The following is a 16,057-nucleotide window of genomic DNA, read 5'->3' as shown; positions in this document are numbered from 1 at the left end:
CCCCCTGCACGACCTTGACTAATGGGCGCGCCCAAGCTTCGCCATGCGTCAAATTGGCGGTCCCGTCAGTCTTGAGCAGCGCTCCCCGCGACGCCGCCGCGGCTTCATCCCGATGCGACGAAACGACGCGACACGGTGGGATCTGGCAGGGTCCGCGGCGCTGGCGCGGTGGCCGGTGGACGTCGAGCGGACCGGAAGCTCGGCGGCGTCGGGAGGGGCCGTTCCATCAGTCCTTGGCAGCACACCGTCGGCAGCGTCGCCGTGGCCTGAGCGCCGCCGCCGAGGGCGCGGCGCACGGCCAGGCGCGCGTCCGTTCGCGCCGGATCAAAGCCGGTTCGGCCGCCGAAGACGCCCGTTCACAGGCCTGGGCGTGCTTCGCTGCGCAGGCAGGCGCCGGCCGTGCTCTCCAGCAACGCCCTTGACCATCAGGGCGCCGCCGCAATGCAGCCGAAGGCCCCGGACGTGCAAGCAGGCCCGTCGTCGAGGCTGAGGCGCCGCCGGGAACGCCGCCGAGCCGTCCGGCGCAGCGTCTCGCGGACACGGCGCGCGCTCGGCGGCGGCCCATCGCGCCACCGGCCCAGGGCTGGGTCGGCCTATGAGCCGAGCCGGCGGCCGCCGTCAGCATGCCGGCGCGTGCAGAGCGCCCGCTTCCGCTCTTCGGCGGGGTGAGCGGGCGTGATCGCTCCTGCCGACCGCGCTGGTCGCGCAGGTTCTCACGCGTCATCTCGACAGCGCGGCCGTGGAGCGGGGCCGCCCCTTCCTGACCGGCGTGAGCGCGCCATTCGCTGGCGTGCATTGTGAATATTGGCCGGCGCTCGCCGCGGTGCGCCAGGACAGTGCAAAATATCGCCCTTGCCTTCGGCCCAGCCAGGTCCGCCTCCTTTCGCTTTGCGCCTGTCGAGGCCAGCGGAGCGAGCGATGGCCGAGAACCAGGCCGAACCTTTCCACCTGGCGTTAGCTCATCTCCGCGAGCGCCTGCAGTCCGGCGGCTTCCGCCCCGGCGCGCGCATCACCGCCCTCGATATGGCTGACGCCCTGGGCCTCAGCACGACCCCGGTTCGCGAGGCGCTCTCCCGACTGGCTGGCGAGGGGCTGGTGGAGGATCGGCGCGGGCAGGGCTACTTCGTGCGCCCGTTGAGCGCCGCCGATATCGCGGACCTCTATCGATTGAGCCTGGCTCATCTGCTGATCGCGCATGAGCCGCGGCGCGCCATGCGCACGATCGGGTCAAGGTCAGACCTGGAGGCGGAGGCTCTGCGGGCGCCCGTGCCCGCTGTCGAAGCGCTGTTCCGGCGCTGGGTGCTGCTCACAGGCAGTCGTTCCCTGGTCTCGGCCTTCGGCGTGCAGCAAGTCCAGCTCGGGCCGGTGCGGCGGCTGGAGCCTGAGGTGCTCGGGGACCTGGCCGAAGAGGCGGCGCGGCTGGCTGCAGCCGACGGCGCCGCCCGAAGCGACCGCCTGCCGCTGCTGCGACGGTTCCACGCCGCGCGGATCCGGGAAGCCGAACGGCTGGCCACCCTCCTGGAGGCGGGCGGCCGGCAGGGCGCGGAATAGATCAGATATAGGTTGAATGTACACATCCAGGGTTGTGAACTTCTTCCACCGCCATCCGGCGGTAGAACGATGGAGATGACCATGATCAAGCTGCTCGGCCTGCGCATCCTGCGTCTCGGCGGCGCCAAGGCGTCGACCAACGGCAATGACGACGGCAACGCCGTCGAGATCGACGAGCGCCTGTACTTCAAGCCCTGACGACGAGGCGGCGCCGGCCCTGGCCGGCGCCGCCGTTCCTGCGATGCGCCTGCAACTTCGACCTGATGTTCGCGCCGCCGTCCTTGGGGAGGATGTGGTCCTGCTGGACGTGGCGGCGGACGCCTACCTCTGCCTGCCGGGGGTCGGCGAGGCCTGGCGGACCTCCGTGATGGCCGATGGCGAGGTGACCTGCGAAGCGCTGTGCGGAGGTCTCGCCGAGGCGGGCCTTCTGCGACCGATGACGGACGCCGCGCCCCGGATCGTCCCCCAGAAGCCGACGCACACCGCCCTTGGAGCCGGGGGCCCTGCCCTGTCGTGGCGACACCGCCGGGCGTTGGCGGCCGCACTCTGGGACGTGGCCTGGCGCTATCGGGGGCGAAGCCTTGCCCAGATGCTCGAGCATGTGGCGCAGAACCGCCGGGGGCGTCAGCTCTCGCGAGACGAAGCCTGCGTCGTGCGGCTGAGCCGCGCCTTCGAGCACGCGGTCGTCTGGGCTCCGCTCCCGGCGAAGTGCCTCGTGCGCAGCTTCTTCCTTCTCAACTTCCTTCACCGGTGCGGCTTCGACGCCACCTGGTGCTTCGGCGTGAGCACCTGGCCGTTCTCGGCCCACTGCTGGCTGCAGGTCGGCGCGGTCGCGCTCGACGAGTTCGCCGAACACCTCGACGGCTACGCGACCATCCATGCGGTCTGAGGGGTTCCAGTATCTCGTCCTGGCCTGGCCGACGCAGAGCGAGCCGGCTGCGCAGCAAGCCGCCGTCTTGCGCCAGCGCCTCGCCGCCACTCAGACATGGCGATGCGCCGCCGCCGAACCCGGGTTGGACGTCTGGACGCGCGGAGCCGGGCGAGCGACGCTCGTGCGTCTGCGGCCTGGCGTCCTGGTGCTTGGCGACCTCTTCGCCGCCCCGGGCTCCAGCGGCGTGAGCCGCGCAGCGTCGCCGGCCACGGCGGCGGCGGCGGCCCGAGATCTGGCCGCCAGCGGCTGGGGTCGCTATGTGGCCCTGCTCGCGGGCGCGGAGGACGATCTCCCCTCCATCTTCCGCGACCCTTCTGGCGCGGTCGACGCGATCACCTGGACCGCCGGACGGGTGGCCGCGGCGAGCAATGACATCCGGGGCCTGCCGGCCGGCTTCGCCCCCGACGCCCTCGCCCTGGACTGGGACGTCATCACCGACTTCATCCGGCGGCCGCTGTCGGCGACCTATCGCCTGGGCCTGACGGGCTATCACACGGTGACCCCTGGGGATTTGCAGCCGCTTGGCGCCCCTGGGTCCTGCGCCACGCCCATCTGGCGGCCGCAGGATCATGCCGCCAACGTCGAGGCGCCGGACGCAGCCCATCAGCTGCCGCAGGTCCTTCGCCACTGTGTGCAGGCGATGGCGGACGCCGAACCGGCTCTCGTGGAAGTCTCCGGCGGCCTCGATTCCGCCGTCGTCGCCGCGGCCCTGGGCGAGGCAGGCCGTGGGACCTTGCTGGGGCTCAACTACTATGGCGACCGCGCGGAGGGCGACGAGCGGCGGTGGGCGAGGATGGTCTGCGAGCGGGCTGGGTTCCCGCTGCTCGAACACCCCAAGCCTGTCACGCCGGTCGTCGAAGCCGATTTCGCGGCGTTCGCCGCCTGCGCGCGACCGGCGCTCAACGCCCTCGACCCGGACCGCGACCGCCACACCGCCGCCCTGGCCGAGGCCACGGGCGCATCGGCGATCTTTACCGGAAACGGCGGGGACGCCCTGTTCTTCCAGCACCCGACGCCGCTTGTGGCGGCCGACTATCGCCGATGGCGGGGCCGCACGGGTCCCAAGGATCCGGTGTTGCAGGAAATGGCCCGCTGGCTGCGCCGCTCCGTCTGGTCCGTGCAGCGCCATTCGCGCCAGGGGTTCGCCGAGCCTGCGGCCTCGCCGCTGTGGGGCGCTCGGGCGCGGGACGCGGTGGCGGCCCCGGCTCATGGTTGGCTGGCGGGAGGCCATGACCTGCCGCCCGCCAAGAGCCTGCAGGTCCAGCTCATCGCCGCCAGCCAGGCGGCGTTTGGCGTCTGCCGGCGCGGGGCCGCCGCGGACCTGCGGCACCCGCTCTTGTCGCAGCCGGTGATGGAGCTCTGCCTGGCGATCCCCACCTGGCAGCACGTGGCCGGCGGTCAGGATCGCGCCCTCGTTCGCCGAGCCTTCTCCGGCGCCCTGCCGGACGAGGTCCTCCAGCGTCGTTCGAAAGGGGCGCTGACCTCGCTCTACACCCGCAGGGCGGCCGCCAGCCTGGAGTTCCTGCGCGCCCATCTTCTGGACGGCGTGCTCGTGGAGGCGGAGGTGCTCGACCGACGCGCCCTGGACGAGGCCTTGCAGGCGGACCGGCTCATCTGGCGCGCCGACGGCGCCCGAGTGATGGGCGCCGCCATGGTGGAGTCCTGGGTGCGGCGCTGGCAGGGCGTGGCCCCGGACCTGGCGCGGGCGGCGCGTCACCCACCGCGATCGGTGCTGGTTTAAGGTGGCTGTCGAGCCAGTCGAAGGCGCGACGGTAGTAGTCGCGGATCGTCCCGGGGCTCGTCAGTCGATGCTCCTCACCCCAGTAGGTGACGAGAACGGCGTCCTTGTTCTGGCGGAAGAGGCTGGAGAACAGCTGTTGCGCCTCCCCGATGGGGATGGTGTCGAGCTCGCCGTGAACAATAAGCAAGGGCGTCTTGATCTTGTCGGCCTGCAGAACAGGGCTGTTGCGCACGTACCGGTCAACGGCGGTCCAAGGAGGGCCGCGCATGTCGCCCTGCAGGTCCTCCGTCCACCCGGCTGACGGGGCCGAGCCCAGGCCGGCTTCGGGCAGAGCCAGCCGGCGAAGCCCGAAGTCGCCATGCATGCTGAGGAGGCTGCTGGGCGCGCCCTGGACGATGGCCGCCGCGAAGCGATCGGTCTGGGTCAGCATGGCGATGGCCCCGTAGCCGCCGAAGCTCGCGCCCCAGACGGCAAGCCTTTGAGGATCGAAGGCGTCCCGCAGCGCGGGGTCGCCGCGGGCGGCGTCGATGATGTCGAGCACCTGCTGCGCCAAGCCTGCCGCAGGGCCGGCCTGGGCATGGTCGAGCGGCAGGCTGGGCACGAGCACCGCATAGCCGCGGCCCGCCAGCAGGGCGGGGGTCTCGAGCTCGCCACCGGTCAGCACCTGCATGTAGGCGGGGAAGCTGGGGTAGACGGAGCCGGGGTAGGGCCAGACCACCAGCGGTGGAGGCCTGGCCGCGCGGCCTTGTGGCAGCACAAGCCAGCTGGTCAGCGTCCCGCCGCCCGGGCGGGCGTGCCGCACGGGCATCACACGCGGGGCGTCCACCGACGCCAGGTGCGCATTGATCCGCTTCAGCGCGGTGACGGTCCGGGAGCGCGCGATCCAGGCGACCTCTTCGCCGGCGTCGGATCTCCAGGCGGTCACGAGGACGCCGGCGGCTCCGACAGCGAGGATCCGGGCCTTTGCCGGCATTGGAACCGGCGGCGAGCCGCCAGGCCAAAGCAGCTGCCTCTCGGGGCCAGCCCTTGAGACGCCCACGACCGGTTGGTCGGCGTGCGGCGCCTGGTCCTGCCGGCGCTTCAGCCCCGGGATGGCGGGAACCGCGAGCGCTGCGGTCTCATCCTGGATCGCCGGGCGCGCGCCCTTGTCGTCGATACGCCAGAGCCCGCCCGGCTGCGGCAGCCAGAGAGCCCCATCGGCGATGATCGTCGGGTCGGGCCGAGGCGCGCGGGCGAGGGATCCGGTGAGGTTCTTTGCGCCGCGGCGCAGGAGAAACCAGTCGCGCCGGGGCGAGGAGCCCTCGACAGCCGCCTCTCCATAGACCACCGGCGCGCCGCCCAGCCAGCCGGCGTGCACGACGCCTGGTCGCCCGAGCACGCTGGGCTTGAAGCCCGGCGTCGCGAGCGGGCGCGCGCCGTCGCGCGGCGTCACCCGCAGCAGGCGGCCGTCCGCCCAGCTCTCGCCGTCGCGCCGTCCGAAGACCAGAAGTTCGTCAGCCTCAGGTGACCAGCGCAGCAGCTGTCCGAGCATGTCCCGCTCGGGCGCGATGGCTGTTTCGGAGCCCGTCGTCGCGTCGATGAGGCTCAGCCGGGTGCGACGCATCTCGATCCCCTGCACACCCTGGACCGGACGCGCGGGGTCGAGGGGGATGATCGCCCCGGACCGGAAGGTCGCGATCCAGCGGCCGCTCGGAGAAACCTCCAGGTCGGTGAACCGGCCAGTGGCCAGGGTGCGGCGAGATCCTGCCGAGAGGTCAACCCTCAAGAGTTGGTTGGGCGGCGCGGCCGGCGTGATGGACAGGTGGCGTCCGCTGCCGATCGCCGTGGCGCTGACGCCGCCTGCGGCTGTCACGGCGCGACGCGCTGACAGCAGGGCGGGGTAGCGGCGCAGCCGCAGGTCGAACGACCCGAACTCGTCCGGCGCTGCGATCACGGCGACGGCGTCGCGGCCGATCCACGCCGCCGCCTCTCCCGTGACGGTCAGCTCGGGCGCCACGTCCAGCCATCGGACCTGGCTGGAGGCGATCTCCGCCACCCCGAGCTCCCAGGCGTCGCCCTTCAGGCGGAAGACAACGATCCGCTCTCCATCGGGGGCGATCGGCCCCAGCGCATAGCCGACGCCCGGCTCGGCCGGGAACAGGGGCCGCAGGGGTGTGGGGCGCCGGAGGTCCGACACTTCGATGCCTGTGCGAAGCGCGTCCGTCCGCATGTCGAGGTCGAACCGCCAGGCGGTCGCATAGGGCCGCCGCACCTCGGCTATGGCCCAGCGGTCGCTGAGCGCGACTCGTCCGATCGCCTCGCGCGCAAGCACATCCTCCACCGTCAAGGGACGGGCGGCCGCCGTTCCGCTGGCCGCCAGTCCCAGGGCTGCGGCCAGAAGACGGCCGCAGCGAACCCAGGCCGGCATCACCAGCGGCGCGTGAGCTGGATGGCGGCGAAGCGGCCGACCACGTCGGCGGCTGCGGGGTCGAAGCCAAAGCCCGACGGGTTGTCGTAGAACGGCGGCCGCGCGTCGAGCAGATTGCGGACGTTGAGGCTGACCGTGAGGCCTTCCCACTGCGCGCCGGCGAAGGTCCACCGGGCCTGGGCGTCCAGCGTCGCCTGTTCCGAGATCGCGTGACCCAGGACGTCCCGGAAGCCGCTCATGTAGGCGCCGGCCACACCCAGGCCGAGGCTTCCGCGGGACCAGTCCAGCGTCGCCCGCGCCCGCGTCCTGGCGGGGAACCCGGGCTGACCGAGAAGTTCGACGAAGCGGGCGGCCGGGGTGATGGCCTGGTCGTAGTCCAGCAGTCGGGAGGCGTTGGCGCTGACGGACAGTTCGCCGCCGAAGGCCGGCCGGGAATAGCTGGCCAGCAGGTCCAGTCCGCTAACCTTCAGGCCGGCGGTGTTCACGTAGCGCATGTCCACCACCGCGCCGTAATCCGTTGGGGCGAACACCCCCTGATCGGTGGACGTGAAGGGTTCCGCCAGCAGGGCGGTGATGTAGGCGAGGTCTGCGGCGTTGGACGCCGGCGAGATGCGACGGACGAAGGGCGAAAGCCGGACGTCGGTGAGCGCGGCTGTGCGGTTGGTGAAGGCGGGTCGGTCGATCCGGTCCTTGAACGTCGTGCTGAACCAGGTTGCGGAGACCTTCAGGCCTGGCGCGACCGTGGGAGACCAATCGGCGCCCAGGGTCAGGGTTTTGGCGGTCTCCGGTCCGAGATCGGGATTGCCGCCCTGGAGGGCCAGCGACAGGATGCGATCCGCTCCGGAAGCCAGCCGCACCGGTCCGTTGCTGCGGGCTTCGGCGAGTTCCTGGAGCGCCGGGGCGCGGTAGGACTCGCCGTAGGTGCCGCGAATCAGCAGGCCGTCGATGGGGACCCACTGCAGCCCCACGCGGGGGTTCACGGTCTCGCCGAAGTCGCTGTACCGCTCGCCGCGCAAGGCCGCGGAGAGTTCCAGGCGTTCCACGCCCCGGCGCCGGTTTCCTGCGCCGATGAGCGGCGTGCGAACCTCGGCAAACACGGCCGTGACCGTCCGTTCGGTCTGCAGGCCATCGATCGCCTGTGGCGCGACGGTGGCCACATAGCTGGAACCGCTGCGGCGGAAGGTCTCGCGCCGGACCTGCGCCCCGACCGCCGCCTTCACCTCGCCGCCCGGGAGGACAAACAAGGCGCCGTCGGCCTGGCCGTTCAGGGATGCGACGCGGCTGCGGAATCGCGTTCGGCTGAAGCCGGACCCGATGGCGGCGAGCGTCGCGGCGGTATTCGCCGGCTGGCCGGCGAAGGGGTTGAAGTAGCCGTCTCGAACGGGGCTGTAGGCGGTCGCCGGGCTGTCCGGTCGGTTCCCCAGCGCTTCGGAGAGGATCAGGGCGTGCAGCGCGCCGCTGGTTCGTCCTTCGATGATCTCCTGCGCGAAAGCGCCGTAACCCGACCCCCGCCAGTCTGCGAACAGCGGCGTCTCGACGCCGAACGTGCCCGACAGACTCTCGGTTGTCGCACGGATCTCCGGACTGGGCAGTTCTGCGAACGCATACTGGACCTGGTGGCTGGCGGCGCCGTTCGGCGAGACGAAGAAGGGGTTGCTGCGCGAAATCGACAGGGTGGAGATCAGCGGTGAGCTCGTCACCTTGGCGCTGCGGAAGCTGTGTCGAACATCCCCGGAAAACTCGGCCGCGGAGCCGAGGTGCTGGCGCCAGGCGACGTAGGCGCTGGAGCGTCGCTGGCTCGGCAGCAGATCGACGCCCTGGTTCTGGTTGAAGCGGTTCACCGTCCCTGGCGAGAAGCTGGCGGGCGCCAGACCGATCCCGGATTGTCCGCCGGGGATCGCCCAGTAGGGCGAGCTGGCGCCGGTGGCGGGATCCGTCCGCAGGATGTTTCCCGGGAAACTGAAGGTGTCGCGCCGGTCGGCGCCGCCCCGCGCGCGCAGGTCCGAGGTGGCGGCGAAGTCGCGGTCATCGGCGCTCAGCGCCTCGCGGCGGTAGACCTCGAAGGCGCCCAGAAGGCTGCCCGATGACCACGCCCGTCCGACGGCGCCGCCGAGCAGGCCCTCGCGCGGCGTTCCGCCTTCGCCAAGGCCGCCGCGGAGGCGGACCTCGCCGCCCTGCAGGCGTTCGCGCAGGATCACGTTCACAACCCCGCCGACGGCGTCCGAGCCATAGAGCGCGGACGCGCCATCGAGCAGGACCTCCACCCGCTCGACGGCGATCGTCGGAATGCTCGACAGGTCCGTGAAGTCGCCCTTGTTCCCAGCGCCGGCCATGCGACGCCCGTTCACCAGAACCAGGGTCGCGTCGCTGCCCAGCCCCCGAAGGTTCACGCTGGTGCCGTAGCCGGAATTGGTGCCCAGGCCGTCGGCGCGGGTGGTCACCGTGCCTTCCGTGGATTGGCCGCTGAAGTTCTGGGGCAGGGTCTGCAAGGCGGCTGCGACCGTAGCGTGACCGGTGCGCTCGAGCGCGTCGCGATCAAGGCTGACCACGGGCGCCGCGGGGCTGCCGCCGCGGATGTGCGAACCCGTGACCCTCAGCTCCGAGACCGTATGCGCATGCGCGACAGCCGCCGCCGGGTCGCCGACGCGGTCTTGGTCATCGCCGTTCCCGTCGAAAGGGCCCGGGTCGATATGCGGCGCCTCCGCATCGCGGCGCGCTGGACGCGCCTGCGCCACGGGCGGCTTCGATCCCGCCTCGAGCTTGAGCACGACCATCCGCGGGGCCACCCTGGCGACGACGATGGCGCCAGATCCCACCAGCTGGCGGATCGCCTCTTCGGTGCTCAATCGCCCCGACACCGCCGGCGCCGAGCGCCCGCGCACCAGTTCGGGGGCGAAGACCAGCTGGTCGCCGGTCTGCGCGGAGAGCGCGGCGAGGGACGCCTCGAGATCCCCGGCAGGGATGCTGACGGTTCGAGCCCCTGCCGACCACGCCGGTGAGGCCGCCAGCATCGCCGCTGCGGTAAGAGAACTCAGGAGCGCCGATCGGAAGCCGCGCCCGCGGAATTGCACCTTCGACATGGACTTTTCCCCCGCGCGATTCGCGGTGGAGCCGGCTCCCTCAGCCGGATCTTCTGACGTCGCGAACCGTCGGAGACCCAAGACGTCAATCGGACGAGGAGACCCTACCGGCGCACGCGAAGACGTGTCATGCGCCGGGCGCCGCCGGGATGCCGGCGGGGCTGAGCTGGTAGGCGCCGTCGGCCCTCAACGTCACCTCCAGCTCGAACAGCGCCGCGACGCCCTTGGCGAAGGACTCTGTGTCGCCCACGTCGAAGAACCCGCTTACAACCCGATGGCTCAGCTCAGGGTCGGCCAGAATTACATCGCGGTCGCTGTAGCGGTTCACCTCCGCCACGGCTGCGGCCAATGGCGTTTGGCGAAACATCAGCCGCCCCGTCGTCCAGCTGGTGGTGCGGGCCGCGTCGGCCCTGGCCGTGCGAAGGCCGCCGTCCCGCCCCAGCACCGCCTGCTCGTTGGGCGCCAGGGTCACGGCGGAGGGCCCGCCGCTTGAGGTCACTTGGACGGAGCCTTGCACGAGAACCACTTGGACTTCGCCGCTGGCCTTGCGTCGCACGTCGAACTTGGTGCCGAGCGCACGCACCTGAGCTTCGCCGGCTGTGACCACGAAGGGACGCGCCGGATCATGGGACACGTCGAAGAAGGCTTCGCCGCGGGAGAGGATGATCTCGCGGCCGGTTCGGGTGAATCGCACGCGGACGCGGCTGTCGACGTTAAGGTGCACCCGCGAGCCGTCTTCGAGACGCACCACCTTCTGCTCTATGTCCTGGGTGGCGTAGACGGGCGGCAGACTGCCGGTGAACACTACGGCGGCCGCCGCCGCCATCGCCCCGAGCGCCCCAGCCGCCACCGCGCCCGTGGGCCGGCGCAGCCAGGCCGAGACGGTTCGCGGGCGAGTGTTCCCGAGGGCTTCCTGCGTCATCCGCATGATCTCGGGATCTGCGGCGTGTCGGCCAGACGCTTCCCAGAAGGCCTCCGCTTCCTCGTAGGCGGCGTCATTCACCGGGTCATCCCGCCAGGTGCGGAAATCACGCACCGTCTGCGTTGAGATCGAATGATTGCCCAGCCGCGCCAGCCATTCCGCCGCCTCCTCCTGCGCGCGCGTCCGCCGGGGTCCTGGATCGCTCATTGCGTCGTCGCCTAGCCGCGATATCGCGCCATGCAGAGCCGGATCGCCTTGGTCATGCGCTTCTCGACCGCCTTGACCGAGATCCCGAGGTGCGTGGCGATCTCAGCATAGGTCAAGCCGCCAAAGCGGCTCAAGACATATACGTCGCGGAGGTTGCGCGGGAGTTTCGCTACCACTTCCCGGTGGAGCAAGGTCTCGTGCTGGTCGGGGAGGGTGAAGGCGCCGGCGCCCTCGTCCGCCGCCACGAGCCGCGGGCGCTTCTGGGCGTTCTCACGGCGCAGGTGGTCCTGGGCGACATTCAAGGCGATCCGCGCCAGCAGAGACTTGGGGCTGCGCCAGTCGAGCGGGTGTCGGGTCAGGCGCAGGAAGGTTTCCTGAGCGAGATCCTCGGCGACATCACGCCCGAACCGGCGGGCGAGGAACGCCACGACCCAGCCGCCATGGGTGCGATACAACTGCGCGACAGCCGCGGGCCAGGGATCACTGGCGGAGCGCGTTGAAAGCTTCCCCTCCTCCGCAACTTTCACGCAACCCCTCCCCCGAGCCCACAGGATACGCGCATGAGGTGATAATAACACCCGTACGGGTGATTATAATACCTTCACGTGGCGTGAGATCGAAGTGCTGCTTTCCGTGGCTCGCTGATGGTCACTGCGAGGCAGATCCGCGCTGCACGAGCGCTGCTTGGATGGTCTCAGCAGCAGCTGGCGGACCGCGCAATCGTCTCAACCAACGCGTTGAACCGACTCGAACGTGGGCTTGTGGACAGCCGCGCCAGCACGTTGAGCGCTGTTGAGAAGGCGCTTGTGCGCGGCGGTGTCGAGTTCATCGCCGCAGATAGCAAAGGTGAAGGCGTGCGCCTGCGTGAGCCGTCAAGCGAAGGCGGCTGAAGCGGGCCGGGCGACCTGCGCTTCGAGGTCGCCCGGAAGCTATTAGGCTTTTCTAGACCAAAGCAGTTCGTGCGAGCCACCGGTGTCCACCAGGAGTGCATGGATGGGGGCCGGCAAGCTCGGATCGTCGACCTGCACGGACAGGCAAGAGGGCTTGCCCTCGCGGGTGACGGTCCACGCGGCGCCGATCACCGTCTGTCCGAGGTAGATGCGATGGTCGGGCGCTCTGTCGCCGGATCGCTCGACGGGGCGGATTTCGACGCCCTTCACATTGAGGGTGAGGGTGCGCAGCGCGCCCTGGTACTTGCCCTCGGTGGTCTTGCTGAAAACGCCGATGATGGTCATGGGAAGGTCCTCTCGTGTTCGGACCGCGCCAGCCGCGGCTCCGATGGCCATCTCAGGGGCGGACCTTTAGGTCGCCGGGCAGCCGCGGGCCCGCAGCGCGAGCGGAGGACGGCAGAGCCGTTGCCGGGTGACCGGGCCCGACCGAGCTTGAGCCATGGAGCCGGGCCGGCGTGGCGGTCGCGTGTGAGCCGCCGGCCGCCCCCGCAACGGTGTTCTCCTGCGCGATCGGAGGCAGACCGCTTCGGCGTGCGTCTGGCGCCTTCACTGCGGCGAAGCCTTGGCAGGGGCGTTTCGGGCCCGCGCGGGCGGCGCCGCTTGCGGCGAGGCGAGCCGCCGAGGCGTCTTCCTGCGTGACAGGTCGCCTGCGCGGCCTCTCGTGGCTCATGCCGTCGAGGTCCGTCCCCGTCGCAACGGCGGTCCGACCTTTCTTCCCCTGAGCTGGCGCTCATTCCTCGCGCAGCAAGAAAGCTCGGCCTTCGCCGTCCTCCGCTTCGCTGCGGGCCTGACGGCTGCATCGGGCCCTGAGGGACCTCGACTTCGGATGGCCATCGAGGCCGCGGCAGGCGCGGCCCGATCCAATCAGGAGACGAACATGGCGACCATCGGCACCTTCATCAAGAGCGGCGACGGCTCCTACGCGGGCGCGATCAAGACCCTCAGCCTCAACGTCAAACAGGCTCAGCTGCGGCCGGTCGACAAGGAAAGCGAGAACGGTCCCGACTTCCGGATCTTCGCAAACGGCACCGAGTTCGGCGCGGCCTGGAAGAAGACGGCGCGCGACACCAACCGGGACTATCTCTCCGTCAAGCTGGACGATCCCAGCTTCCCCGCGCCGATCTACGCGAACCTGGTCGACGCCGAAGAGGGCTACGCCCTGGTCTGGTCCCGCAGCCGAGCGGCCAACTGAGCGGGAGGGCGGCGGTCTCTCCACAAGAGACCGCCGCCTGAGCCTCCCAACCCCCCGCGACGGGACTCGTCAAAGGCCACAAGTTCTGCTTCTGTTCCTAGATGCATGATCTTAAGGCGGCCGCCTCTGACGGCGATCACGTCGCGTCACCATCGCACCGCCCGCTTCGCGCCGAAGGCGGCCTGCGCGGTGCTTTTGCGCGGCGGTCCGGGCGGCTCAAGGTCGGCGATGGATCGCCGTGAGCACGAAGCGCCCTGACGTTCTCACCGCGCCGCCAAGTCCGCTCACCGCCCTGACCCTTGCTGAGATGCACGTGCAGGGCTGGGAGCTGAAAGCCACGTGCCACCGCTGCGCAATCAAGCTGCGCGCCAGCCTGCCAGCTCTGATCCGCACCCATGGTCCCGACGCGGTATGGTGGGGCCAGACGCCGCGTTGCCCCGGGCTGGAATGCGATGGCGGGGTCCTGACCTATGCCGCGCGCAGCATCGCCGGTGGCTCGTGGACATCCCTGAGGCAGGCGCCCGGCGATCTCGCGCTTGCAGCGCACCGTCGACGGCATCGGCCACAGCGCACAGAGCGCTAACCCGTCGCCGCACTGGAGGCGCCGCTGGCGCTGCGTCTCCTGTGCCTGCCGGGGGGGGGGAGGGCGGCCTTGCCTGGGCTCATGCCGGCCGCGCGCCAGCGTCTCTGATCTGAGCCTCGCCAGCCCCGGCGCTCAGGGCTGCACGACGCAGCGGCCCGGAAGCTCAGCACGGTTGGCCCGGCTGGGGCGCGCTCTCGAGCGCGGCGGGTGGGCGGCGTGGGGGCGTAACTTGCGTCCTCGCGACGACCGAGGGGAGGGGCCAATCTGCAAGGCGGAGGTCTAGGGCAGGATAGCCTTGGCGGCAGCATTGTAGACAAGAGGCGTCGGGTGACGGTGCTAAGCGTAAGGGTGACGGATGAGCTTGCTGCACGGTTTGACGCCGCGGCGGCCGGCAGAGGCGGGCGCTCTGCGCTGCTGCGCCAACTCGTGCAGTCACACGCCGCACCAGCGTCCGCGCCTGCCCTGCGCCCAGCTCTGAGGCGGAACAGCATGCGGCTGATGGTGCGCCTGGCGGCTCAAGAAGCGGCGCACGTCCGCGCGGAGTCCCGGGCCATGGGCTTGCCGCCGGCCACGTGGGTCGCCAGCCTGGTCGGCTATCATGCTGGAGCTCGTCGCCGGTTCTCACGAGACGCGGAGCTTTCCATCATCGCCACACAGGGCGAACTCCGGCGGATTGGCGTCAACGTCAACCAGATCGCCCGGGCCCTGAACACCGCAGTCATGGAGGGCAGGGTGCTGGCTGCGGAGCTCGGGTCTGTCGACGCCTTGCGTGTGGAGCTTCGGGCGCACATGGCCGGTCTGCGGGACGCGTTCCACGCGAACCTGGCCTACTGGGACAGCGACGAATGACAGAGTTCCGGATGGTCCGCGGCTTCGAGGATGTCTGGCGGCCGCCAAGCAGTCTCTCGAGAGCGTGGCCCGAGGAGCGGTACCGGCCGCCTAGGGATCTCCGCGCCCGCCTCGCCCGCCTCGTCCGCAAAGCGCCCGAAGTGATGGTGAAGGTGACGGGGCGCACCCGCGATCCGTCTCACCTGGAGGCGCACCTTCGCTACATCACCCGCAATGGTGAGCTCCCGGCCGAGGGCGCCGCCGGCCTGCTGTGCGACGACCGAGACGCCATGCTCGACCTGGCGAAGGACTGGGCGTTTCGGAACCTGGCGGACAGTCACCGCCGCAGGGGAGCGCCGTTCAGCGTGTCGCTTCTTCTCTCGATGCCGGCCGGCACCGATCCCCACAAGCTGCAGGACGCCGCCCGCGCCTTTGCGGAGCAAACGTTCGGCGCGCGGTTTGACTATGTCTTCGCCCTGCACACGGACACGCCTCATCCGCACGTGCATCTCTCCGTCTGCGCGGCGGGGGCGGGCGGCGTCAGGCTGAACCCAAAGAAGGCTGACCTGGAGGCCTGGCGGCAGCTGTTCGCCCGTGAGCTTCGCGCCCGCGGCGTCGAGGCCGAAGCGACGCCGCGTCGGGCCAGGGGAGTCACCCGCAAGTCAGAACGGACACCGCTTCGCAAGCTGCGGGAACGGGCGGAGGCTGGACGCGGAGGGTTCAGCCGGGTCCACCGGGCAGGACTCATCGACGCGGTGCGACAACGATCCTCCGAAAGCACGGGGCCATGGATGGCGAGCCTCGCCGCGCGGAGGATCCGGACGGCGGCGCTCTACGCTGCTCAGGCGCGGCTGATGCTCACCTCTTCGGACCGGGCTGACCGACAGCTCGCGGATCGAGTGATGGCGTGGCTCGAGACCATGCCGTCGGCGGAGACCCTGCGGGACAAGCGCGCCCGGGAGGTCTCCGGTCGCGCGCCGCAACGCTCTGGGCATATCGAGAGGAGCCCGCGCCGGTAGACGCTCCATGCCCGGCCCGCCGTGGTGTCCCGGCGTGGCGCTATCGGATCTCGCGAGCCTGGTGAGCGCCTCGCCGTACAGGCCTGAAGCGGAACAACCCCGCGCCGCGTCGGCTTCGGCGGCCGTGCTGTGCACGTCGCTGGCCGCAGCCGCGCGATCGGCTTGGAGCGCCGCAAGACGGCTCTGCGCCTGACGGATCTCGCGCACGGCGCCGTCAGCTGACCCAGAGATCACTAGGCCAGAGCCGGCGCTGCTCGCATGCGCTCGTCATCCAGCACCGACGGCAAGGCGGTCGCGCCTCGGTTGGTGGTGAGATCTTGCGTCGCCCTGCGCAGACCCTTTCGCAGGTCTTCACGCGGGCGCAACGCCATGCGATCGCAAGGGTCTTCCCGTCGCAGCGCGGCAGGGCGCGATCTCATGGGCCATCATCAGCCCGACGACGAGGATCGCCAGCCTCGATGCGAACGCCGGGACCCAGCCGGCGCAACCCTGCGGCGCCGTTCTAGCCCCGATCTGCATGCATGCCCTCTACACTCGAAACGCCCTCAATCGGGCCGTCGCGACGTCGTGTCGGCTTGCGCCGGGTGATGAGCCAGCAAGGCCCCGCAGGGAGAGATCGGCAGGACCGCAAGGCAAGCTCGACGTT

Annotated in this window: 11 protein-coding genes and 1 pseudogene; 7 read left to right on the top strand and 5 right to left on the bottom strand. The window is 70.7% G+C overall.

Annotation, left to right across the window (positions count from 1 at the left end; all coding sequences use genetic code 11):
• Nucleotides 1-918 precede the first annotated feature (918 nt).
• The 3 genes from ACE3Q8_RS07470 to ACE3Q8_RS07460 all read left to right on the top strand — a co-directional run bounded on the left by ACE3Q8_RS07470 (nt 919) and on the right by ACE3Q8_RS07460 (nt 4,223).
• Nucleotides 919-1,551, top strand: coding sequence for a GntR family transcriptional regulator (locus tag ACE3Q8_RS07470; RefSeq protein WP_374469632.1), 633 nt, complete (start codon nt 919-921; stop codon nt 1,549-1,551).
• A gap of 292 nt (nt 1,552-1,843) precedes the next feature.
• The gene (locus ACE3Q8_RS07465; RefSeq protein ID WP_374469631.1) at nt 1,844-2,440 is read left to right on the top strand and encodes a lasso peptide biosynthesis B2 protein; all 597 of its coding nucleotides are present in this window, start codon (nt 1,844-1,846) and stop codon (nt 2,438-2,440) included.
• Nucleotides 2,441-2,603: 163 nt separating this feature from the next.
• Entirely contained in the window at nt 2,604-4,223 is a 1,620-nt protein-coding gene (locus tag ACE3Q8_RS07460; RefSeq protein WP_374469630.1) for an asparagine synthase-related protein, read from the top strand.
• Between the two features lie 55 nt (nt 4,224-4,278).
• Here the strand turns inward: ACE3Q8_RS07460 and ACE3Q8_RS07455 are convergent.
• The 4 genes and pseudogenes from ACE3Q8_RS07455 to ACE3Q8_RS07440 form a co-directional block, all read right to left on the bottom strand.
• Nucleotides 4,279-4,893 (bottom strand): annotated as a pseudogene (locus ACE3Q8_RS07455) (alpha/beta hydrolase family protein); the annotation flags it as partial.
• A gap of 1,736 nt (nt 4,894-6,629) precedes the next feature.
• A complete protein-coding gene (locus tag ACE3Q8_RS07450) occupies nt 6,630-9,710 on the bottom strand; it encodes a TonB-dependent receptor (protein WP_374469629.1) in 3,081 nt (1,026 codons plus the stop codon).
• Nucleotides 9,711-9,837: 127 nt separating this feature from the next.
• Nucleotides 9,838-10,839 (bottom strand): FecR domain-containing protein, encoded by a 1,002-nt coding sequence (locus tag ACE3Q8_RS07445; RefSeq protein WP_374469628.1) that lies wholly within the window; start codon nt 10,837-10,839, stop codon nt 9,838-9,840.
• A gap of 11 nt (nt 10,840-10,850) precedes the next feature.
• A complete protein-coding gene (locus ACE3Q8_RS07440) occupies nt 10,851-11,366 on the bottom strand; it encodes an RNA polymerase sigma factor (RefSeq protein WP_374469627.1) in 516 nt (171 codons plus the stop codon).
• 117 nt (nt 11,367-11,483) lie between these two features.
• On the opposite strand from ACE3Q8_RS07440, the gene ACE3Q8_RS07435 reads away from it, so the two are divergent.
• Entirely contained in the window at nt 11,484-11,729 is a 246-nt protein-coding gene (locus tag ACE3Q8_RS07435; RefSeq protein ID WP_374469626.1) for a multiprotein-bridging factor 1 family protein, read from the top strand.
• A 42-nt stretch (nt 11,730-11,771) separates the two neighbouring features.
• Here the strand turns inward: ACE3Q8_RS07435 and ACE3Q8_RS07430 are convergent, their stop codons facing one another.
• Complete coding sequence (locus ACE3Q8_RS07430) at nt 11,772-12,074, bottom strand: DUF736 domain-containing protein (protein ID WP_374469625.1); 303 nt, start codon at nt 12,072-12,074, stop codon at nt 11,772-11,774.
• Nucleotides 12,075-12,666: 592 nt separating this feature from the next.
• On the opposite strand from ACE3Q8_RS07430, the gene ACE3Q8_RS07425 reads away from it, so the two are divergent.
• The 3 genes from ACE3Q8_RS07425 to ACE3Q8_RS07415 all read left to right on the top strand — a co-directional run bounded on the left by ACE3Q8_RS07425 (nt 12,667) and on the right by ACE3Q8_RS07415 (nt 15,411).
• The gene (locus ACE3Q8_RS07425) at nt 12,667-12,981 is read left to right on the top strand and encodes a DUF736 domain-containing protein (protein ID WP_374469624.1); all 315 of its coding nucleotides are present in this window, start codon (nt 12,667-12,669) and stop codon (nt 12,979-12,981) included.
• A 1,072-nt stretch (nt 12,982-14,053) separates the two neighbouring features.
• Entirely contained in the window at nt 14,054-14,413 is a 360-nt protein-coding gene (mobC, locus tag ACE3Q8_RS07420) for a plasmid mobilization relaxosome protein MobC (RefSeq protein ID WP_374469623.1), read from the top strand.
• Nucleotides 14,414-14,424: 11 nt separating this feature from the next.
• Complete coding sequence (locus ACE3Q8_RS07415; RefSeq protein ID WP_374469622.1) at nt 14,425-15,411, top strand: relaxase/mobilization nuclease domain-containing protein; 987 nt, start codon at nt 14,425-14,427, stop codon at nt 15,409-15,411.
• Nucleotides 15,412-16,057: the final 646 nt, after the last annotated feature.

Source organism: Phenylobacterium sp. (assembly GCF_041913825.1).
Taxonomy (GTDB): Bacteria; Pseudomonadota; Alphaproteobacteria; order Caulobacterales; family Caulobacteraceae; genus Phenylobacterium.
Note: the sequence above shows the minus strand (reverse complement) of the source record. Positions and strands in the feature narration are given on the sequence as shown.

What these genes read in the sequence shown, in the direction of transcription:
- ACE3Q8_RS07470 (WP_374469632.1), top strand. Translation starts at nt 919, where the DNA reads ATGGCCGAGAACCAGGCCGAACCTTTCCACCTGGCGTTAGCTCATCTC.
- ACE3Q8_RS07435 (WP_374469626.1), top strand. Translation starts at nt 11,484, where the DNA reads ATGGTCACTGCGAGGCAGATCCGCGCTGCACGAGCGCTGCTTGGATGG.
- ACE3Q8_RS07415 (WP_374469622.1), top strand. Translation starts at nt 14,425, where the DNA reads ATGGTCCGCGGCTTCGAGGATGTCTGGCGGCCGCCAAGCAGTCTCTCG.
- ACE3Q8_RS07425 (WP_374469624.1), top strand. Translation starts at nt 12,667, where the DNA reads ATGGCGACCATCGGCACCTTCATCAAGAGCGGCGACGGCTCCTACGCG.
- ACE3Q8_RS07445 (WP_374469628.1), bottom strand. Translation starts at nt 10,839, where the DNA reads ATGAGCGATCCAGGACCCCGGCGGACGCGCGCGCAGGAGGAGGCGGCG.
- mobC (WP_374469623.1), top strand. Translation starts at nt 14,054, where the DNA reads ATGCGGCTGATGGTGCGCCTGGCGGCTCAAGAAGCGGCGCACGTCCGC.
- ACE3Q8_RS07450 (WP_374469629.1), bottom strand. Translation starts at nt 9,710, where the DNA reads ATGTCGAAGGTGCAATTCCGCGGGCGCGGCTTCCGATCGGCGCTCCTG.
- ACE3Q8_RS07430 (WP_374469625.1), bottom strand. Translation starts at nt 12,074, where the DNA reads ATGACCATCATCGGCGTTTTCAGCAAGACCACCGAGGGCAAGTACCAG.